This is a genomic window from Ruegeria sp. AP7 (assembly GCF_056539905.1).
The window spans coordinates 159,593-181,461 of record NZ_JBQFVT010000005.1 but is presented as its reverse complement, the minus strand read 5'-3'; the positions used below and the strand labels follow the sequence as shown (position 1 = coordinate 181,461).

Annotated in this window: 16 protein-coding genes; 4 read left to right on the top strand and 12 right to left on the bottom strand. The window is 55.0% G+C overall.

Features of this window, described 5'->3' with window-relative positions:
* Positions 1-2,436 carry a GcvT family protein gene (locus ACR0KN_RS11955; RefSeq protein ID WP_480653896.1) on the bottom strand — a complete coding sequence of 812 codons (2,436 nt, stop codon included), beginning with the start codon at positions 2,434-2,436 and terminating at the stop codon, positions 1-3.
* A 440-nt stretch (positions 2,437-2,876) separates the two neighbouring features.
* Positions 2,877-3,851: a LysR family transcriptional regulator gene (locus tag ACR0KN_RS11950; RefSeq protein WP_480653745.1), complete on the bottom strand. Its 975-nt coding sequence runs from the start codon at positions 3,849-3,851 to the stop codon at positions 2,877-2,879.
* Positions 3,852-4,128: 277 nt separating this feature from the next.
* Between ACR0KN_RS11950 and ACR0KN_RS11945 the strand changes: the two genes are divergently transcribed.
* Positions 4,129-5,817 (top strand): Na/Pi cotransporter family protein, encoded by a 1,689-nt coding sequence (locus tag ACR0KN_RS11945; protein ID WP_260026933.1) that lies wholly within the window; start codon positions 4,129-4,131, stop codon positions 5,815-5,817.
* 69 nt (positions 5,818-5,886) lie between these two features.
* Here ACR0KN_RS11945 and ACR0KN_RS11940 read toward each other — a convergent pair whose 3' ends face one another.
* The gene (locus ACR0KN_RS11940; protein ID WP_260026931.1) at positions 5,887-6,864 is read right to left on the bottom strand and encodes a LysR family transcriptional regulator; all 978 of its coding nucleotides are present in this window, start codon (positions 6,862-6,864) and stop codon (positions 5,887-5,889) included.
* Between the two features lie 175 nt (positions 6,865-7,039).
* On the opposite strand from ACR0KN_RS11940, the gene ACR0KN_RS11935 reads away from it, so the two are divergent.
* The 3 genes from ACR0KN_RS11935 (at position 7,040) to ACR0KN_RS11925 (ending at position 10,202) form a co-directional block, all read left to right on the top strand.
* On the top strand, positions 7,040-8,035 hold the full coding sequence (locus tag ACR0KN_RS11935; RefSeq protein WP_010441535.1) for a taurine ABC transporter substrate-binding protein: 996 nt from the start codon (positions 7,040-7,042) through the stop codon (positions 8,033-8,035).
* Between the two features lie 98 nt (positions 8,036-8,133).
* Positions 8,134-8,940: a taurine ABC transporter ATP-binding protein gene (locus ACR0KN_RS11930; RefSeq protein ID WP_010441534.1), complete on the top strand. Its 807-nt coding sequence runs from the start codon at positions 8,134-8,136 to the stop codon at positions 8,938-8,940.
* Positions 8,937-10,202 carry an ABC transporter permease subunit gene (locus ACR0KN_RS11925; protein WP_170475181.1) on the top strand — a complete coding sequence of 422 codons (1,266 nt, stop codon included), beginning with the start codon at positions 8,937-8,939 and terminating at the stop codon, positions 10,200-10,202. Before ACR0KN_RS11930 ends, ACR0KN_RS11925 begins: the two co-directional genes overlap by 4 nt.
* Before the next feature lie 616 nt (positions 10,203-10,818).
* On the opposite strand, the gene ACR0KN_RS11920 is transcribed toward ACR0KN_RS11925, so the two are convergent.
* The 9 genes from ACR0KN_RS11920 to melA all read right to left on the bottom strand — a co-directional run bounded on the left by ACR0KN_RS11920 (position 10,819) and on the right by melA (position 21,850).
* Positions 10,819-11,745, bottom strand: a complete 927-nt coding sequence (locus ACR0KN_RS11920) for a carbohydrate kinase family protein (RefSeq protein WP_480653742.1) — start codon at positions 11,743-11,745, stop codon at positions 10,819-10,821.
* Positions 11,746-11,783: 38 nt separating this feature from the next.
* Positions 11,784-13,640, bottom strand: coding sequence for a family 1 glycosylhydrolase (locus ACR0KN_RS11915; protein ID WP_480653739.1), 1,857 nt, complete (start codon positions 13,638-13,640; stop codon positions 11,784-11,786).
* 67 nt (positions 13,641-13,707) lie between these two features.
* Positions 13,708-15,621 (bottom strand): beta-galactosidase, encoded by a 1,914-nt coding sequence (locus ACR0KN_RS11910; RefSeq protein ID WP_480653737.1) that lies wholly within the window; start codon positions 15,619-15,621, stop codon positions 13,708-13,710.
* Positions 15,618-16,478, bottom strand: a complete 861-nt coding sequence (locus tag ACR0KN_RS11905; RefSeq protein WP_170544082.1) for an SMP-30/gluconolactonase/LRE family protein — start codon at positions 16,476-16,478, stop codon at positions 15,618-15,620. The genes ACR0KN_RS11910 and ACR0KN_RS11905 overlap by 4 nt, the downstream gene beginning before the upstream one ends.
* Positions 16,475-17,080, bottom strand: coding sequence for a 2-dehydro-3-deoxy-6-phosphogalactonate aldolase (locus ACR0KN_RS11900; RefSeq protein WP_170544084.1), 606 nt, complete (start codon positions 17,078-17,080; stop codon positions 16,475-16,477). The genes ACR0KN_RS11905 and ACR0KN_RS11900 overlap by 4 nt, the downstream gene beginning before the upstream one ends.
* A complete protein-coding gene (locus ACR0KN_RS11895; protein ID WP_480653734.1) occupies positions 17,077-17,970 on the bottom strand; it encodes a 2-dehydro-3-deoxygalactonokinase in 894 nt (297 codons plus the stop codon). The genes ACR0KN_RS11900 and ACR0KN_RS11895 overlap by 4 nt, the downstream gene beginning before the upstream one ends.
* Before the next feature lie 4 nt (positions 17,971-17,974).
* A complete protein-coding gene (locus ACR0KN_RS11890; protein WP_260026920.1) occupies positions 17,975-18,742 on the bottom strand; it encodes an SDR family NAD(P)-dependent oxidoreductase in 768 nt (255 codons plus the stop codon).
* A complete protein-coding gene (locus ACR0KN_RS11885) occupies positions 18,742-20,451 on the bottom strand; it encodes an IlvD/Edd family dehydratase (RefSeq protein WP_480653732.1) in 1,710 nt (569 codons plus the stop codon). The genes ACR0KN_RS11890 and ACR0KN_RS11885 overlap by 1 nt, the downstream gene beginning before the upstream one ends.
* 58 nt (positions 20,452-20,509) lie before the next feature.
* Positions 20,510-21,850 (bottom strand): alpha-galactosidase, encoded by a 1,341-nt coding sequence (gene melA, locus ACR0KN_RS11880; RefSeq protein ID WP_480653730.1) that lies wholly within the window; start codon positions 21,848-21,850, stop codon positions 20,510-20,512.
* Positions 21,851-21,869 lie beyond the last annotated feature (19 nt).

The following is a 21,869-nucleotide window of genomic DNA, read 5'->3' as shown; positions in this document are numbered from 1 at the left end:
TCAGCTACGCACGCGTGAGAGGTCTGGGTCATAGGGGGAAAGTGCTATCACCTCGGCGCTGATCATTTCTCCACACAGGTCAAGCTGCATTCGGCTGCCGGGTTCGGAAAATTCTGGTTTCACAAAGCCATAGGCAAGGTTTAGCCCAGTTCGGTGGCCCCAGTCACCTGACGTGATCGTACCAACAACCATGTCGCCCGACATCAGCGAGGCTCCACCATGTGCAGGCGCTTTAGCTGTGTCGATTTTCAGGCTTACCAGTTTCTTTTGCGGGCCGTTCTCAAGGCGTCTCTGCAAGGCGTTTCGGCCAATGAAATCACCCTTGGTCAATTTCACGAACCGATCCAAACCCGTCTCGAACGGATCAAATTCTGTGAGCAAATCAGCTTTCCAGTGCAAGAACCCTTTCTCCATCCGCATGGACTCTACGGCGCGTGCCCCAAAGAGTTTCATGCCATGTGTCTCACCCGCTTTTCTGAGCGCCAGATAGGCCGCATATAGCGAGGCGTTCGGGACATGTATCTCGTAGGCCAGTTCCCCTGAGAAGCTGATATTCAACACTGTTGCTGGCGCGAACCCAACAAAGCACTCGCGCACAGACAGCCAGGGAAAGGCGTCTCGCGACCAGTCTCCTCGGGCACAAGCGGACAGCACGTCGCGCGATTTGGGACCGGCCAGCACCAGTATGGTCTGATCATTGGTGAGCGATCGGATTTGCACATCTTCGCCTTCGCGCAGATGCACCTGTAACCAGTCCATGTCGTGATACTCACTGGCTGCCGCCGAGCCGTACCAGACCCGCGCCGGGCCGCGATCGCTGGCGGGCAGGTTGGCGATTGTGGCCTCAGCTTTGATCATGCCGTGGTGGTTCAGCAGATAACCAAGGCCAACCCGCCCGTCGCGTTTCGTCACCGCGCCGCACATCATCCGATCCAGAAACTCATGCCGATCGGATCCGGTGATTTCCAGCCGGTTGAAGCCGCTAACTTCGGCCAGTCCGACATTTTCCTGAAGGTTACTGATTTCCGCTGCGACGACGTCAAACGTCTCATCAAAACTGAAACTCAGTGTTGGGTGAAAGTCAGACGCTGGCTTGATGTAGTCGACCCGCTCCCAGCCGTTGACCACTGTAAATTCGGCCCCTTCTGCTGCGAAGATCGGGGTCAGCGGTGTGGTTTTGGCAGGGCGGCCGGCAGGCCGGTGTTCGTGAGGAAAATGAAAGCGGAATTCATTTTGGTAGTCCTCGATTGCTTTCAACGCGGTCAGCTCCACATTGGTGTGGCCGGTAAACCGGCGCGGATCAAGGCACCACGTGTCATAACAGGCCTCGCCTTGAACGATCTGTTGGGCCAGCAGCCAGCCATGGCCACCCCCTTCGCCCAGACCTGCGCGCAGGCCGATGATGCAGAAAGCATTGCGCTTGCCGGGGATCGGCCCGACCAAAGGTGCGCCGTCTATCGTGTAGGTTATCGGACCATTCACCACGGTGTGGATGCCGACCTCCATCAGTGCGGGCATGCGTGCGAAAGCGCCCTCCAGCACATCCGTCACGCGGTCCAGATCGTCAGGGCACAACGCGTTGACAAAATTCGGATCGATCCCGTCCATGCCCCAGGTTTTGCAATCCTGCTCATAGAAGCCGACCAGCAAACCGTTCTTTTCCTGACGGCAATAATAGTCACTGATCGGACAGCGGAGCAGGGGCATGCGATGACCTGCTTCGCGGATTGCCGCGATCTCTTCGGTCAGGAAATACTGATGCTCCATCGAGGCAACGGGGTGGTGTACACCCATCATCGCGCCCACTTCGTTGACCCGATAGCCGCAAGCGTTAACCACTATATCGCAATCAATATCGCCGTGCTCGGTGTGAACCGTCCACGTATCGTCCTTGTGCTGCGTCAGCCCGGTGACCGGAGTGTTGCGATAAACCTCGGCCCCGGCTTTGCGCGCACGGCGTGCCAGAGCTTGGCACAGCTGTGCCGGATCGATGTCGCCATCAAGCGGATCCCACAGCCCACCCAATAGGTTATCAGTCGAGATCAGCGGGTGGCGGCGGGCGCATTCTTCGGCATCTATGACCTCAAAATGCACATCCATTCCGCGCGCCATGGAAGCAAAGTGGCGATACCCCTGCATCTGCTCCGGCGTGTTGGCTAGCCTGATACCGCCGTCGCCATGATGGTAGTTGATCGGGTAGTCTGGATCCTCGGCCAATTCCTTGTACAGATTGATCGAGTGCGTTTTCAGTCCAACCATAGTCTGATTCATGCCAAAATTGGTCACCTGCGCAGCCGAATGCCAGGTTGTGCCGCTGGTTAGTTCGTTGCGTTCTACCAGTACTACGTCAGTCCAACCCTCTTGGGTCAGATGATACAGTGTCGAACACCCAGCGATACCGCCGCCAATGACAACAACCTTGGTACGCGATTTCATGGCATCACCCTCCGGCTCGTTTTTTTTGGGATTAGCGCGATCTGCGGTGTAGATCACAAGCGCTGCGACCTTTTTGATCACAAAATCGGAAATAAAAAAGCAAAATATCGCAATAAACTGCATGTGATCAACATAAGTGACCAGCATTATGTTGAATCGCTCAACCTCATGCACCCCGAGGATCACATGGGCTTTTTCACTAACGATATGGTGCAGGGCATGAAGCGCATTTCCACCGCCAAAGGGCGAGATCGCCTCTTTCGTTCGCTCGCAGACCGGGGCGATCCATGGCATGGGCAGAGAACGGAACATTAAAGGCCCGAATGCGGGCACCCAGGGGCGTATGAGATTTGCAGGCCATTCTCACCGCTTGCCTATCCGTCGATCAGGATGGGCATATCCGGGAACAAACTAATATCTCTGAAGAGCTTGGGTCGGTTTTATTCAATCAATTTGAAACTGTCTGCCAGCCAAGGGATCTCTGCGCACAGCGGAGCGATGATACGGTTGCTGATCAGTGATCGTGTTTTATCTTCCACCAATTCAACAACGGATCTGGAGCAATCTGGCGTCGTGACCAGCGCCAGAGTGCGCGCAAAGCTTTTACTTGGAAACGGGTGCATACGCAGGTCGGCTTGAAACCGTTTCGCCCGCGAATACAGCAGTGGGGTTGTAATGGTCCAACCAGCACCGGCTGACACCATCGACATCAGCGTCTGGTTATTGCTGCATTCAAATCTGTGAGAGGCTGATATCCCTATCCGCCGTAGTTGAGCTTCTATCTGACGCGCGATGTAAAGGTTGCTGGAAAACCTCAGGAACGGAAGTTTAGTGCGGCCTTTGACAATATCGCTCAAAGGCGCCTCGTTGGCCCTGGGCAATATGATGACAAATGGATCACTTAGAAGCGGACGATCTTGCAGATCACGTAACCTTTCGCTGGGTGTGGTGGATATTCCCAGGTCCAACTGTCGATCTCGCAACATCTCGATAATCGAATGGCTGGAATCTGTGTGATACATGAAATTGCAGGCAGGCATGCTCGATGACAGGTAAACGGCCAGTTCCGGTATAATGTCGCTGTCAAAATCTTCGATGGTCCCCAATCGAAGATGGCTGGCTTCGGATACGCTTCCTGCCGACGCCTCAGCCTTTGCTATCCGGATCAACTGTAATGCATCGTCAATGTTTCGTAGAAAAGCCTTTCCTTTTGGGGTCAGAACCATTGGTCTGCGCGAGTGATTGAACAGTTCAACCCCCAGATGGTCTTCGAGATTACGCAGATGGTGCGACACTGTGCTGACAGTAAGACCTGTTTCTTTCGCCGCTGCTTGCAGCGATCCTTTTTGAGCACAAATCTGAAACAGTTCCAACCATTTGAGACTAAGATCTTTGGGGGCAGATTGGCGCGGCATTTTAAATCCTATAGATACAGGCATACCTGCGAATAATTAAGCGGCTCATGCGAACATTGATATCAAATTATCGAAATCTGGCACCCGTTTCTCAAATACCAAACGCTGATTTGAAAATCTGCAATGCGACTTGCAATTGGTCTGCCCTGCCAAATACATTTGTACTTCGACGCCAGTCGCTAGATGTCGTATCGCCACCATTGTTTGCCTCGTTTGTGCTTGAATTTCATAGAATTTGGACGTTAAACAGGCCGATGCAGCAGAAAGACCGCACCGCATGGCAATACTAGTATTTCTTACTCAACTGGCCGGAGCCACAATGCTCTTGCTGTTTGCGGTTCGAATGGTCCGAACAGGGATTGAGCGGAGTTACGGCGCCTCGTTCCAGCGTGTGCTGACACGAAACAACAGCATGATGGGTTCCAGCCTGACAGGGATGCTTTTGGCCGTTGTTCTACAGAGCTCGGCTGCGGTGGCGCTGCTGGCCTCAGGGTTCGCGGCGGGCGGATATCTGGCTTTCCCGGCCGGTCTGGCGATTGTCTTGGGGGGTGACCTTGGTTCCGCCCTTGTGATTCAGATACTGTCATTCCGTCTTGACTGGCTCGTACCGCTACTATTGGCCATCGGCGGTTGGTTATTTGTCAAAACCGAACGAAAGCGGCCACGTCAAATCGGTCGAATTCTGATGGGTGTCGCCTTTATTTTGATTTCTCTGCGGTTTTTGCGTGAAGCCATGGACCCGATCCGGGACAGCGCGTTCTTGCCCGCAATCGCTGACTATCTCGTGCGCGATTATGTGACTGCATTCATTGTCGGAGGTGCGCTGGCCTTTGTCATGCATAGTTCAGTTGCGGCCATTTTGATGTGCGTCACGCTCGTCCAGATAGGTGCATTGCCGTTTTCTGCCGGATTGTCATTGGTGCTAGGCGCAAATTTGGGCAGTGCGCTCATACCAGTTTGGTTGACGCGTGGGATGGATATACGTGCCCGGCGCATTCCTTACGCAAATCTTGCGCTTCGCGGGGTCTGGGCCGTGCTATGCCTGTTTGCCGCGAACTTGGCTTTGCGCGCTGGGATGATCGGCAGCGACTATCAGGGACAGATGCTGGTCAATGCGCATTTGGCGTTCAATGCGTCGCTCCTGATCTTGTCTTTACCCTTCTGCGGAATGTTGCAGGCTCCGTTCATGCGGCTGCTACCGGATGAAAAACCAGTCGTAGAAGCCAACCCGCTCGCTCGGCCCGCAAGCGCCCTTGATCCACAAGTGGCGGGGTCTCCAACCCTGGCGATCTCGGCCCTCAAACGCGAGCTGGTTCGAATGGCTGATCTTGTGCAGTTGATGTTCAGCCCCTTGCTGGGGCTCTACCGATCTGGTGAACCCGAGCAGATCAAGGCAATTCAGGCTATAGATCAGGATGTTAACCAATGCTTGACAGATATCCGGGCATTTGTCGCAGCATTGCCTGCGGACAAGATGGATTCGAAAAACTCTGATGCAGCCCGCGATATGCTGGAATATGCAGTCCGGTTGGAAACGGCAGGCGACGTGGTGGCAAAGCGCCTGACGGTGCTGGCCGGTGAATTGCGGGAAACAGGAAAACAGTTTTCGCCAGAGGGATGGTCGGAAGTGCAACAGATGCACGAGAAAATACTGGCCAATCTGAAACTGGCGACAAACGTCATTATTTCGGAAGATCTGGAAAGTGCACGGCTTCTGAACTTGGAAAAGACTGAGATCAAGCGTGCCGAACGTGACAGCAGAAAACGTCATTTCCGCCGTTTGCAAAATGGCATGGCAGAAAGCTTCGAAACCAGCGATGTGCATCTCGAGACCCTACGGGCGCTTCGTGAATTCAATAGTCATATCGCCGCTATTTCGACGCCGATCCTCTACTCCAGCGGTCAGTTGCTTGAGACAAGGTTGATCGAAGAATTGCCCCCCCGTGAGCAAGAGGCTGAAACCTAGCGGGTACATGACGGCTGCAACGTCTGCCGTGCTGAAACATCCGTCGGCTAAGCTCGTATGACGAAGCGTTTACAATTCGGCCGGAGTGGGGATTGTTCGGAAATCATCTTCCAACCACTGGAACCGCGATATCATAGGTTCGGTGACGTGTTGACGGATCAGCTTTTGCAATACGTTGTGGATCAACCGGGTCGTCGATGACGGATATACATCCGTTGTAAATAACGACACGGTGCGGGCAAAACTTTTGCCGGGAAAAGGCATCGCCCGCGTGTTTTTGTGGAAGCGACGCGCACGATAGTAGCTGGCGGCGGTTGTGATGGTCCAACCACTGCCTCCTGCGACCAGCCCGATAATGGATTGATTGCACTCAAGTTCGAAACGGTTGGGCAAAATTATCTTGCTGCGCGTAAGCTGCATCTCAATAAGCTTGCCGATGGCGAGATCCCGCGAGTATCGAAGAAACGGCAGAGTACTATCCGGGTTGGCAAGGTCTTCAACCGGACCATCGAAGGCGGGTGGAATTATCACGATGAACGGATCACGAAGTAGGGGAAACTCTTTCAGCCCCTCGACGTGGTAGGAAGGTCGGGTTGCGACACCTGCATCCAAACCCTGCGATTGAAGCTTGTCGATGATCTCGTGGCTTTGGCGCGTAAAGTGGCGAAAGCTGCATCGCGGCAGCCGAGCCGAAAGAAGAGTAAACAAATCGGGCGCAACACGGCTGTCGAAATCATCTATCAAACCCAAACGCAAATCTGTTGCATGCTGCCAGCTGCCCGAGCGCAGCTCAGCCTCTCCACGTTTCAGAGCCATCAGGCCTTCGTGGACATGTCGGGAGAACACTGTGCCAGCAGGCGTTAATCCCATCGGTCGGCGGCTGTGATCCACTAGTTCCACGTCCAGAGCCCGTTCAAGGCTGCGCAGATGATTTGAAACCGTGCTGATTGACAAACCGGTTTCAACAGACACCTTTTGGATCGACCCCAATTTCGAGACCAGTTGAAAGATTTCAAGCCATCTGAGGCTAAGTGATTTTTTGGTCACTGCAGGCCCTTCCAAAGAACTATTTATCAAAAGCGAAACAAAGTTACGGTTTTTTCGCAACATGTTTTTTGATTTACGAAATTGAGCCTTACCGACTATGGTTTCTCTTACTGATCCGTAGTCGACCATCGGAAATGGTCGAACTGACGGAACCAGCAGGGAGAAAATAATCGAAATGATCAAAAAATATCTGCTTACAACGGCCTATGCCGGGATTGCCGCTGTAACCGCCTCACAAGCCGCAGCGCTTGATGAAATAACGGTTGCGTACTTTTTGGAATGGCCGATGCCGTTCCAGTATGCGAAAGCAAACGGGACCTATGAAGACGAGATGGGGGTCAAGATCAATTGGGTGTCCTTCGACACGGGCACTGCAATGTCTGCCGCCATGGCTTCAGGCGACGTTCAGATCGCGGTCAGCCAGGGTGTACCGCCTTTTGTCGTAGCCACGTCTGCCGGTCAGGATCTGCAGGCCGTGGATGTCGCGGTAAGCTATTCGGACAATGACAATTGTGTCGTCGCTGAAGCGCTTGAAATCGACAAGACAAATGCAGGTGAGCTGAATGGCAAGAAGGTTGGCGTACCGATTGGGACCGCCGCGCATTATGGCTTCTTGTCACAGATGGACCATTTTGGCGTCGATCTAAGCTCGCTGGAAATTGTCGATATGGCGCCTGCCGATGGGGCAGCCGCCTTTGCGCAAGGCAACCTGGACATGGTGTGCGGCTGGGGTGGTGCGCTGCGGCGCATGACCGAGCACGGCAATATCTTGCTGACTGGTGCTGAGAAGGAAGAGCTTGGCATTCTTGTTTTCGATGTGACCAGTGCTCCGTCTTCCTTCATCGAAGAAGAACCGGAACTACTCTCGAAGTTTCTCAAAGTGACCGCAGACGCCAATGCGCAATGGGCCGCTGGGGACAACAAGGATGATATGTTGGCAGTCATCGCCAAGGATGCAGGTATGGATCCAAGCGATGCTGCAGCAACGATCGCTACATTCAGTTTCCCGACGGCCGAAGAGCAATTGTCGGACAAGTGGCTAGGTGGTGGTGCCCAAGACTTTATGAAGGGCGTCGCGAACGTCTTTGTATCAGCGGGTAGCATCGATTCCGCGCTGGATTCCTATGAAGGTGCTGTGAATGCAGATCCGCTGAGCTCAGCCTCAAACTGAGATCGGGACGAACATTCGACAACTAAAATAATGCAGATCGCTGGGGACTGGTCCGGTTGCGGGCCGGTCCCCAGATGCAACAGCAGGAAGGAAACAGAATGCCTGAATTGGACATCGTAGACCTGTCCATGCGTTTTGACTTGCCTAACGGTACTTCAGTGCAGGCGCTCCAGGACGTATCGCTTAGTCTGAAAGAAGGTGAACTGGTCTCGGTTCTTGGCCCATCAGGATGCGGCAAGACAACTTTGCTGAACATTGTTGCGGGCTTTCTTGCACCGACCTCAGGGCGCATCGAACTGAACGGGCATTTGGTCAAAGGCCCGGATGCAGAGCGCGGAATGGTGTTCCAGAAAGGCGCGTTGTTCGAATGGATGAACGTACGCGAGAATGTGGATTTTGGGCCACGTATGAAGGGCATGCCCAAAGCTGAGCGAGACAAGATCTCGGATCATTTGCTTGAGGTGGTCGGCTTACAGGATTTCAAGGAAAAGGCTGTTTACGAATTGTCTGGGGGTATGCAGCAGCGCGTCGCGCTGGCGCGATGCCTGGCAAACGAGCCCGATGTGATCCTGATGGATGAACCGCTTGGTGCTTTGGACGCGTTGACCCGTGAAAAAATGCAGGGCCTGGTTCTGAAGCTATGGAAAGAAACTGGTAAGACAATCATTCTGATCACCCACTCGGTGGAAGAAGCCCTGTTGCTGGGTGAGCGGCTGATAGTTATGGCCCCGCGCCCTGGACGAATTCACAAGGAATATAATCTGCCATTTGCCGAGCGTGGTGTGAACGCTGATCTTCGTGACGTGAAAAAGTCCGAGGGCTTTGCGGAAACGCGCGACGAAATCCTTTCGATGATTTGGGAAATGGAAGAGGAAATCATGGGCCGGACGGAGCAAGCATCATGATGGTACTTCTTTTTTATATCGGCCTGTTCGGCGGCGCATTTCTGATCGTACATCTGCTACGCAGGGGTTTGCAAAGCCGCCAGGACTTTACGAGCCTCAAAACTGTGACGTTTGGCGACGAAAGTGCTGTACGCGCAGACCGGGCAGCATCGATTATATCGATCCTTGTGATCTTTGTGATTTGGGCCGCGTTTACCGGTTCAAAACTGCTGCCCATCCATGTCCCTGGCCCCTTTGTCGGGGATTTGCAGTTTACGTACACAGTCGAAGACGCAAACGGCAACACAGATGATGCCACGATCTATGTAAAAGTTCCCCCTTTTGGAGAGGAGGCGGAGAACTTTGAAGTTGAGCCTGGTGATGGCTTTGCCAAGGATGTCGCCTTTGTCGCGCCCAGCGGTCGTTCCTCGACCATCTTGTTCGACAAAAATGATGAGGTGAAGCGCAAAGATGGCGCGAAGATCATCGCCATCAATGGCACGGCGATTGGTGAGGATGGCTCTGTTAGCGTGGGCGATGGCACAGTATCACTGACCGGAAAAGGCGCGATCAGCTTCACTCCGGCGCAGGGTATGCAGATGAACCCGATCTGGTTGCCGGCACCCGAGACCGTTGTCGCGCGCTTCTTCGAGATCGCCAGCGAAGGCTATCAGAACTTCTCGCTTTGGCAGCATCTTGGTTGGTCGTTGTTGCGGGTTATCGCGGGCTTCGTCGCCGGGGCGCTCATCGGCATTCCGCTCGGATACGCCATGGGATTGTCTGGCTGGTTCCGGGGCTGGTTTGACCCAATCGTAGAGTTCATGCGCCCTGTGCCGCCATTGGCGCTGATCCCGTTGGTCATCATCTGGTTTGGCATCTGGGAGACCGGCAAGATCGTCCTGTTGTTCCTAGCGGCGCTTTGGATCATGACTATTGCTGCACGTGCAGGTGTGTCTGGTGTGAACATCTCAAAAATCCACGCGGCATACTCGCTGGGGGCGTCGAAGTGGCAGATCATGCGCCATGTGATTGTACCCAACTCGTTGCCCGAGATATTCACCGGCGCACGCGTCGCCATGGGTGTATGCTGGGGTACTGTTGTGGCGGCCGAACTTGTCGCGGCACAGAAAGGGGCTGGTATGATGATCATCGCGGCCTCGAAATTCCAGCTGACGGATATTGTCATCATGGGCATCGTGCTTATCGGCATCATTGGCTATGGCATCGATATCCTGATGCGCAAGGCTGAAAACTGGCTGGTTCCGTGGAAAGGCCGGAGCTGACCTTCATCACCGAAGTCAGCTTTTGCTGATTTAACAACTAAGCTGCCTCCGAATAATATTGGGGGCAGCTCTTTATTTGAAGCTGGTCTCTTGCCTCGTGTTGGTTGGCAGCAAAGCACTTCTTTGTTTCCATATCCAAAGAAAGTCCGATGTTAGATAGCGTGAGGATCTAGCTGCGCGCTCTCAGGGGAGCAAAATGTGGCAAGCACATAATGGCGTATTGCGGTATCGGTGCCGGGATATTGGCGGACGCCGATGCACGGTTTCTGGATGGTCTGATCTCAAGGCTGAAGAGAATCTTTACCAATTGGTTAACGGGTGAGGTCGCACCAATCATACTTGACTGGATCAGGTTGATGCTCAGTCACTTCAGCCGATCGGGTTCTCAGCGTCGCCAGCGTGCCTGCAGGCCACAATCTGTCTCATCTCGTGCACCTCAAACCTAGCGCCAAGATATCCGTAGAGGAATTGAGTTGATCCGCAGATAGCTATCTGCTTGGGCAAGACCTGACCGTGTTGCAGTCAAACTGCCAAATTCACTACGTTTGAAGGAGCATAATATTCGCTGAAGGGTGACCTCAAGATGTTTTCCATCACTTCCGGCGTCTGTCCAAAATCAGAGGTCCTGCGCCCAGGGTGGGTTTGCGCCGGCGCGCGAAACGGTCACCGCGGCAACTTTTGCCCCAAACTCCAGCGCGTCACGTAAACTGTTTGACGGCAAGGCGCGCAGGGATGGCTTATCTAATTGACCCGCGTAACTTAGTGCGGCCAGCACGCCCGCATTGAATGTATCTCCGGCACCGACGGTATCGACGACTTTAACCTTCTGAACTGGTACCGAGACCTCAGTTCCATCCGCTAGATAGCCGGATGCACCGTCACCCCCTTTGGTCACGATCACGACAGCAGGACCTGCTTGTAGCAGCAGTGGGACTTTCTCGGCATGGCTTTCGGGACCGGGGATAATCCAATCAAGATCCTCGTCTGATACCTTAATTATGTCAGTCTTGGCTATCATGTGGTTCAGCCGGGTCCGGTATCGGGTCTGATCCTTAATGAACCCCGGGCGAATGTTCGGGTCCAGCATTACCGCACGCTCTGCGCCATGGCGTTCAAGCAAGGCAGCGTAGGCATCGGCGCAGGGTTCGCAGGCCAAGCTGATCCCACCAAAATACAATGCCGAGATGCCCGGTAGTTTATCGGGCATATCTTCTGGCCTCAGCATTCGCCCAGCAGAATTCTCATCAACAAAACTGTAGGTGGCATGCCCGTCTTTCAACTGCACAAAAGCCAGCGTCGTTGGACGATCCGAGCGAACAGCATGTGTAGTTGTGACGTGGCTGATTTGTAGGGCGGCTATTAGTTGTTCCCCGAACATATCCGTTGACAAACCTGTCAATAGACCCGTCGAGACGCCCAAGCGCCCCAACGCGACCGCGGTATTGAAGATGGCTCCGCCTGAGTGAGGAACAAAACCCTTTGCACCCGAAACCGTTGGTTCTGCGATCATGTCGATCAGAGCTTCTCCGCAGCACAGGATCATCCTGCAGTCCTTCGTTGTTCAGAAAAGGCGTGGTTAGTTTAACGTGCGAGCGCATTCTTACAGAAATTGTTAGCGCCAACAATGCCAAATTCATCCTGTTCCGAAACATACAAGTTCATCGCTTTACGCAAATCATCGAAACGTCCGCCAGCGTTGAATGCACGTAGAAAATCCTGGCCGAACAACCAACGGTTCTTTTCAGCCACCCCTCCAACTAGAAACACCCCACCTGTAGGCGTCAGGGCGACGGCAAGGTCTCCCATAAGTGCACCCAGATGTTCGGTAAACATACGAGCGGCTTTTACCGCGCAGGCATCAGAGCCGTCTTGCGCATCCTGAAGAATGTCTTTTGCTGAACGCATGGCGACATTGTGCTGACCTTCAGTCATCCCAATCGCCTGATAAAGCACCGGCAGCCCGGTGCCGCTTAGAAACATCTCGGCTTCGATGGCCAGCGTATCACTGAAGAAACACTCTGGTACGATCTGACGTGCGGCGTTAAAAACCTCGACCTCATCCAGATGGCGCGGCGATAGACCCATATGGCCCCCCTCGCCAGACACAGTGTGAAAATGACCCTCGGAGTAGAGCAGGGCGCCTACACCCAATCCTGTCCCCGGCCCGACGACCAAGCGCGTCCCTAGAGGCGGTGACGCCTCACCCTGCAGAACTTCGACATCATTCTGGGTAATTTCGGCAACTGACCAAGCAGCTGCTGTGAAATCGTTTATGACATAGGTGTGGTGCGCGCCTGTGGCTTTGGCCAGAGCGCCCTCAGAGAGATCTAGATTGGCGTTGGTCAGACGAATTGTGCCATTCTTAACAGGTCCTGCACCTGCGGCGACAACCGCGCGCGGTTGGGTGCCAACTTCGTCACATAATTCATGAAGCGCCTCCTGCAGATCGCTGACGGTCCCGGTGGGGTGCTTGCGAAGATCAGTCAGTTCCCCCTCAGTCACGACGCCAAGTCTTGTATTGGTGCCACCGATATCGGCAACAAGGTTCCAATGCGCGTGTAGCCCTCCTTTGGGGCGAACCCATGGCGCAGGCTGGCTGCCAACATTCAGGAGTAGCTGAAGCGCATCGGCTGTGCTGCTACTCTCGCATTCAAAGAAAGCCCCTTGAATCAAGCTGCCCTGTTTCAGAGCGATGTGTATCGCATCCAATCCATAGGTCAGGTCTGAAGCATCATTCGAAGCCACATTGATGAAAACCGGCAATGGCTTTTTGTGTTCAGGAATTATGTTCAGCACGGTGTCAACATCGACGTCCTGACTTACTGTCACGCTGAGCCAGTCAATCGGTTCTGCGATGGTCGCTAAATCATCTGACCAGTTGTCGGGAAGGTAATTCTCCACTCGGTCCAGCAGCACCTCGGGGTACTTCGCGTTCAGAATTGAAGCGAGCAAGACTGGTTCAAGCTCTGCGCCTAGGTTGGTCAAACCATAGCTGCGCATTTCTTGACGAGCAGCGCCTTGAGCAAGCAGTTGATGGTGCAGACTGCGCGCTTCGATGCGTGGGCTGCCTTGGTTTTTTGTCCTCAGGCACGATGTTGAGACCTTGAATAGGCGATCGCCCATCCGCGCCACGATTGTTTCAGCGAAAGCCGAGAAATATGCGGCTATTTCTCGATTGCACCAGCCGCCAATGTCTTCCAGTGCTGGGGGTAACTCTGAATGATCTAGCACCACACATGGCCGGAGGTTCAGAGACAGAATTTGATCGATCCGCTGTTCGCACTGATCCAACGCATCAGTATCAAGTGTGCGACCATCTGGCAGGATATCAATCCAACGGATTGGGATGCGGTACATATCTAACCCTGTGGCCATTTCAGCAGGGGCATTCGCCCCAAATAGGAAGCCATCGGGAAAGTCTGAACGGGTGTAATTCATTGTCGCAACCTGTTGGAGCCATGTCCTGCGCCATGCCCTCTATCAGGTTATGTTAGCGGTATCTATATTAACGTTGATATGAGCCGTTTTTCCTAAACAGGACATCACAACCTTCGATCTGAAGGCCGTTCCACGAAACCGGATGCGCATTGTAATTGATCAATACCTCATGCGACTGCGTCTCGCGCCGTCGTAGTCCCGGTAGCATTGGGTGGAGCACAAGATTGGTGTCCTGAGCAGCCATCGTAATCACCCGCTCCCAAAGCGCCTCATCCGGGAATCCGGCCAGATACCAAAGCCCTGCTTCGCCATGGAGAGCTGGCGTGCCATCGGTGAATGTTAGCAGGGTCTTGGCTCCACCCGACAAACGTTCAACCCAATGTTCCGACTTGCCACCCCCGTCGACGGTGCGGACCACGCTGGGTGGTAGCGTTTCGATCAGGTCGACATGAGTATCAAGATAGTCAAGGCCGGGACGCCCTTCGCGAGGGATTTGAAAGTCTTCCGTGATTGCTCCGCTACGCGGACCCAGAATGGCCAGATCACAACCCTGTATCAGCCGCTGTTCCAGATCGCCCAGCACGGCTACGCCCGGTGCGAGGATCAGGTTGTAGTGCTTTTCGCCGACCATAGACGGAGAAAGAAAGTCCACTGACAATCCGGCTCGTCGCAATGCGCGGTAGGCTGAGAACACCAACTTGAAATAGTCGAATCCGGCACCCTGAGGCTGCGTGGACCATGCCCAGTCCGACGCATAGTCGAACACAATCGCTACAGGCGCGCGTGCCGGATGGACCTCGCCCAGTGTAGCCAGATCAATGGCAGTTTGGCGCGCCTCAGCCAATCCGGGTGCGTCGTGGCCATTTGGGGTCATCAGGCCAGCATGCATCTGTTCCTGACCGAACGGTGCTTGTCGCCAGCGGAAGTAGCTAATAACTTCGGCTCCGTGTGCCACGGCCTCAAGCGACCACAGGCGCACCATACCGGGCAGGGGGGCTGGGTTGTATGGGGCCCAATTTACCGGACCCGGTTGTTGCTCCATCACCCACCAGCGGCCATGACCCACAGCGCGGTAGAGGTCGTGGTGAAAGGCCTGCATATCGGGATCGCCCTGCTGCAGAAACGCGGTTTTGTGCGCCTCATCCGCTTCCAGACGATCCGACAGAAAGCCAATCGGATAGCTGTCCCATGTGGCGATATCGAGATCATTCCCGACATCGAAATGATCAAATTCCAGCACGCGACCCATATAATTGTGCAACAATGGTGCATCCGTCAGCGGGCGCAGCGCGTCGACCTGGGCTTTGTTGAACACCACCACCTGATCCGAACTGAACCTGCGAAACGCCAAGACATGCGCTGGGTTCGGCTCGGTCACGGTTTGGTTCGGCAACTCGATCTGATCGAAGCTATTATACTCCATCGACCAGAACACATTGCCCCATGCTGTGTTCAGTGCATCGATCGAGCTGTAGCGATCCGCGAGCCAGCGGCGAAACGCTTTCAAAGCGGCGTCGCTGTAGCTGATTGTCGTATCGTGACAGCCATATTCGTTGTCGATCTGCCACGCCGCGATATGCGGGTTACGGCCATAACGTTGACCTATAATCTGCGCGATCCGCGTGCATTCGCTGATATAGCCTGCGTGACTAAAACAATAGTGCCGGCGCGAGCCAAATTTGCGCGGATCACCATTGGTGTCCATGGCCAGTATGTCGGGATACTTGTCTAGCATCCAACGTGGCGGAGTTGCCGTCGGTGTGCCCAGCACAATCTTCAAGCCCGCGGCGCCCAGGGTTTCAATCGCGCGATCCAACCAGCCAAACTGTAGATCGCCCGGAGTGGGCTCCATCCGGCTCCAAGCAAATTCTCCGATCCTGACCCAGGTCAGGCCGGTCTCGATCATGCGTGACGCGTCTTTGGCCCAATTCTCTTCGGGCCAGTGTTCAGGGTAATAGCAGACGCCAAGTTCTGGCTTCATATGATAACTCTGTGCTCCGCTTGACCTTCGCCAACATTTGCGGCGGCGAGGGTCATGCCGTTTGTTGGTGTTTTTGTCAGTGTGTCGGCTTCAAGCCCTTGTCGGGCGGAGGTGCAAAACAGCGTTGTCAGATCGTTGCCACCAAAACTCGGGCACGACGTGTGTTTGGCGTTGAAATGGACTGATTTCAAGAATTGACCGGCTGGCGTATAGGCCGCGACTCGGCTTGCACCCCATTGAGCGATCCAGATATTGCCGGTGCTATCGACAACAGCCCCATCCGGGTTCAAGCCGTCGCTTTGCAGGTCAAGGAACACGGCGGCTTCGCCGATGGGCCAGCCAGTCTCCGCATCCAGTTCCCAGCGCATGACCTGTTTGGTCAAAGTATCGCTGTAATAGGCACAGGCGCGGTCAGGCGCGAAACAGATCGCGTTCGAAATCGTCACATCCCGAACCAATGGCCTTAGCTCACCTTTCCAATACCGGTAAATCGATCCGGCGCCCTTTTCAGCATTCTTGCCCATGGTGCCAATCCAGAACCCGCCCCAAGGATCGGCGCGGCCGTCATTAGATCGAGTCACCGGGTTGTCGGCCTCAATCGGAACAATCAAATCCTTGGCGTGGCTACCCAGCTCAAATCGCCACAGACCTGTCTCTGATGCGATCAGCAGGGTTTCGTTGTCGAGCCAACCAGCGGCGGAGACATGTTCTTCAAATTCCCAGACCCGAGCTTGGTTGCCTTCTCTGGACATCAGGCGATTGCTAAGAATGTCAAACCAGAAGAGTTGTTTTCGCTCCGGGTGCCACAATGGTCCTTCACCCAATTCGCAGGGGCGATCATCGTAAACGTGGCTCATTTCGTTGACTCGTCATAGGCTGCCACGATCTGCTGGGCGTGGTCTGATACTTCAGCAACAGACATGCCAGGCTTGTAAAGCGCTGAGCCAATCCCGAAGCCATCGGCACTGGCCTTGATCCATTGATCAAAATTCTCTGGGCCCGCGCCACCGACGGCATATACCTGCGTGTCAGGTGGTAGTATGGCCCGCATTGCGGCCAAGCCTGAGGGGCCAGCCATCGACCCGGGGAACAATTTCAACCCAGTTGCTCCAGCTTGTAGGGCCGTGAAAGCTTCGGTCGGGGTGAAAACGCCTGGCCAGCTTTGCAATTCAAGTGCAATAGCACGTTGGACTACCGATACATTGCAATTCGGTGAAACGATAAGTTTGCCGCCAGCGTCCGCTACCGCATCAACCTGATCAGGGGTAAGCACAGTTCCTGCGCCAATAAGTGCCCGATCACCGATATCCGAGGCTAGGATACGGATGCTTTCCAGAGGATCGGGTGAATTCAGCGGTACTTCGATCCGGTCAATACCCGCTTGCACCAACGCGTGCCCGACAGGCCCCGCCTCATCAGGTGTCAGCCCGCGCAAGATGGCGATTATGGGACGGCTCATGCGGTTTGCCTCGTGAGTGTGCGGGCCTGTGCCAGCCCCGCAAGTGTTGTCGCGGTTGCGTCAACGGTTTCGACCAATGCGCCTTGTTGCTGTAGTGCGGTGGCGTAGGCCTTGGTTAGACTTTCCGAGCCGATGACTGCCAATTGCTGACCCAGCCAATAGGGCCGCGATGCGGCAAGCTCTGCACCTATCAGGAAGCCCGAAAGACTGGCATGCGCGATGTTCTTATTCTGACCATGCAGCAAGTCAGCCGCCCGTAATCCAAAGAGTCGCGCAGCAAGCTGTTCAGGTTTCGACAGCGTATCCGCCACAGCGTCAATGAAGCTTGCTTCGTCCCATCCATCATCAATTGAATGCCGAAGAACGGATTGCCCGCGCAGCAGATCAAACATCTCACCGGTCATAAAGGTTCGGAAACTGACGACTTCACCAGCACTGATCTGGGCCCATTTTGTATGCGTGCCGGGCAGGCAAATCACACCGTCCCAATTCTGATGCGCACTGAGGAACCCTGCGATCTGAGTCTCTTCACCGCGCATCACATCGGGGGGGCTGTTCTGCTTTAGTCCTGGAACTACGAAGGCCCGAATACGCGGATCGGTGTTTGGAACGCGGAAGGGTACGACCGGGATTGGCTCGGACGGCACGGCGGAATAGGGCGCCTCGACCCAGCCCTGGCGCGCACCAACCATTCCGCAGGCGATCACGTCTACTGGCTTCTCAGGCAGCCAGTCTTTGATCAGAGCCAACAGGGCTGCCTGAAAATCTCCCCCAGCCGTGCGCGACATACCATCCTGCGAAACCGCCTGAGCGATCACTCTTTCTCCCTGCATGGCCCAGACGCGCAGATGAGAGGTACCCCAGTCAACAGCGATCCACTCAACATTCATAGCGTTACCCCGTTACCACAACGCCGCCGTCGACAACCATGCATTGACCCGTCATGGCACGGCTTGCGCTTGAGGCCAGAAACAGGGTTGGTGCGATCATGTCTTCGGGCGTTAGATGTTCTTTCAGGCATTGGCGATCCAAATGCGCGGCCAGATCTTCGGGCGTTGCCCACATGTCCAGCTGTTTCTGCGTCAGAACCCATCCGGGTGCCAATGCGTTGACGCGGATTTTTTGTGGCCCAAGCTCGCGCGCCAAAGAACGCGTCATTCCAGTGATTGCCGCGTTTGAGCTGGTGTAGATCGGATAGCCTGCATTCCCCATCATGTAACTGATTGAACTGAAATTGATGATCGACCCGCCGTTGTCTTTCATCTGCCGCGCGGCTTCCTGACAGGCAAAGTAATAAGCTTTGAGGTTCACCTCGATCATCCAGTCCCAGAAATCGGGAGTGGTTTCCTCAAGCGAGTGACGCTTGTCGTTGGCCGCGTTGTTGACCAGCACTTTCAGCGGGCCGTGGGCCTCGGCTGCTTTGGCCATGGTGGCATGCAACAACTCGGTATCGGTCATGTCACCCTGCAGGAAGAACGGTGCGCGGCCATGCTTGTCACGCATCTCTTCGACGAAAGCGCTCGCATCGGAACGACCTATGAAGGCAACATTTGCACCTTGGCCCATGAAGCCATCGGTTAGTGCCGCGCCAACACCCGATCCACCGCCGGTAATGTATACGGATGCACCGCGCAGGTCTTGAAATGTAGCTGGTTGATCCATCAGTGGCTCTCTCTCGTCACGAGGCGCGTGTCTTTGCCCGCAAGGAAATCAAGGTCGGCGCCCTGATCGGCTTGCAGCACGTGGTCGATATAGAGTTTCGCATATCCACGCGTGTAATGCGGATCGTCCGGTTGCCACAGGGCGCGGCGGACGTCCAGTTCCTTTTCGTCAACCAGCAGTTCCAGTTCGCCTTTGCTGGCGGACACTCGGATGCGGTCACCAGTTTTGACCAAGGCGAGTGTACCACCGGCCTGCGCCTCAGGGCTAACATGCAGGATCACCGTGCCGAAGGCTGTGCCCGACATGCGCGCGTCCGAGATACGGATCATGTCGCGCACACCTTCTTTGACCAGCTTCGCCGGGATCGGCATGTTCCCAACCTCCGGCATGCCCGGATAGCCCTTGGGGCCACAGCCTTTGAGCACCAGAATGGTCTCGGGTGTGACAGGCAGGTCGTCGCGGTCGATATTTGCTTTAAGGTCCTCGATGCTCTCGAAAACATATGCTTCTGCCTCGGTTTCCAACAGTGCGTCTGTGGCCGCCGAAGGTTTCACGATCGCCCCGTTGGGCGCAAGATTTCCGCGCAGAACCCGCAGGCCAGCGGCGGGTTTTACCGGATCGTCGAAGGGGCGAATGACATCTGTGTTGAAACATTCAGCGCCTTCATAATACGCCGAGATATCCTTGTTCAGAACCGTTTTAGCTGGGCGCAGGAAAGGTTTGAGTTCGCTCAGAACCACTGGCACGCCGCCCGCATAACAGAAATCCTCCATCAGGTATTTGCCTGAGGGCATGCAGTTGACTAGCAGTGGGATTTCTGACCCGATTTCAAAGTCTTTTAACGTCAGATCGACGCCCACGCGCCCTGCCAGTGCCAACAGGTGAACCACCGCATTTGTTGATCCTCCGACGGCCGCATTGGCGAGAATGGCGTTTTCAAAGGCTTCCTTGGTCAGAATGTCCGAGGGTTTGAGGTCTTCGTCCACCATCTCGACAATTCGTTTGCCGGTCAGATGCGCCAGTGCCATGCGACGGGCATCAACGGCGGGCAGGGCGGCGTTGGTGGGCAGAGACATGCCCATCGCCTCAACCAGCGAGGCCATGGTACTAGCGGTGCCCATGGTCATGCATACACCCGCGCTGCGCGACATGCCGGATTCCGCGCTCATGAATTCCTGCAGGGTCATTTCTCCGGCACGAACCGCCTCGGAAAACTTCCAGACATCCGTGCCCGAGCCGATATCCTGACCCCGGTACTTACCGTTCAGCATCGGGCCTGAGCTGACCACGATGGAAGGCAAATCGACCGAGGCTGCCCCCATCAGCTGCCCGGGTGTGGTCTTATCACATCCCCCCAGTAGGACAACGCCGTCGATACCATAGGCGCGGATGGATTCCTCAACATCCATCGCCAGCAGATTGCGAAATAGCATGGCGGTGGGCTTCATCTGAGTCTCGCCCAGCGACATTACCGGGAATTCGACAGGGAAGCCGCCCGCCTCCCACACACCCCGTTTGACACCCTCGGCCAGGTCACGCAGGCCCGAGTTGCAGGGCGTCAGTTCTGACCATGTATTACAAATGCCAATGATGGGGCGTCCGTCGAACGCATGGTCCGGAAAGCCCTGGTTCTTCATCCACGACCGATGAATGAACCCGTCCTTGTCAAGTTTTCCGTACCAATGTTGAGAACGGCGTTTTTTGGTCATTTTTGGCTCTGTCTGTCTGGCTTGCGATGGAGTTGATTGTTTTTCGAATAAATGAAGATCAGGCCGCACGGGCTGATTGGCACCAATCGGGTAGCCAGTCGCCATGGGCGGAAAGCAGATCGGTGACGAGGCTGCGAATTTGGCGCAGATCCAACTCCGCCGCAGTATGGGGATCCATCATGGCGGCGTGATAGATGTATTCTGGGTTCTCTTCGGTCAGTGCACGAACCGTCAACTCTTGCACGTTGATCTGGGTCCGCATCAGAGCGATCAGCTGCGGCGGGATATCCGTAACCACTGAAGGTTGGACGCCATTTGCGTCGATTAGACACGGAGTTTCAACCGCGGCTCCAAGCGGCAGTTGCGGAATTTGACCCGTATTCGGTAGGTTGCCGTAAGCTGTGTAAGGCGTATCTGTCACGATTGCGTTCATAAGGTCGGCGGCAAATTCGTGGCTTCGGGTTACTTCGATATCCCGACCATCGGTCAGTGTCTTGGCTTGGTCCTTCCAATTGGCCACCTGCTCGACGCAGCGGGTCGGGTATTCGTCCAGCGGTATGCTGAACTGTTCGATCAGGTCATTGCGTCCGTCTTTGATGAACCAAGGAACGTATTCTGCCAAATGCTCGGAACTTTCGGTGCAGAAGTAACCGAGATGATCCATCACTTCGTACCGGACTTTGTTCGGACAACGAGGCATGAGAAGCGGAGGCTTGGGCAGGTGCCCGGCTTGATAGCCCTGTCGCAGAGCAGGATAGATATCGCGGTCCTCATGCTCGAGTTTGAGAAAGAAGGCGACGTGGTTAATGCCTGCAACTTTGTAGCGAATATCCGCCTTGGGCAGATCCAGATCATGCGCCAGTTCCTCGACTGTGTTCTGGACAGAATGACACAGACCCACATGCTTTAGTGCGGGAAAATGCTCGGCCAAAGCCCAGGTATTGATGGCCATCGGATTCACGTATTGCAGTAGCGTCGCATTGGGGCAGAGTTGCATTATGTCCTGCGCGACACCCCACAGAACGGGCACAGTACGTAGGCCGCGCATGATACCGCCTACACCCAGCGTATCAGCGATGGTTTGGCGCAGGCCGTATTGTTTCGGGACTTCGAAATCAGTCACAGTGCACGGCTCATATCCGCCGACCTGAAAGGCAGTAATCACGAAATCCGCGCCGTCCAGCGCCGCGCGGCGATCCGTGTGGGTCGCGACGGTCGCACCCGTGCCGACTGATCGGATCATGGCCTTGGCCACAGCCTCGCTCTCGGCCAAGCGCACCGGATCAATATCCATCAACGCAAAATGGCTGTCGGCGAGGGCAGGGGTGAGCAGGGCGTCGCCCACGATATTCTGCATGAAGATCGTGGAACCCGCACCTACAAAGGTGATCTTGGTCATGAGGTAAACCTCTGGTTTG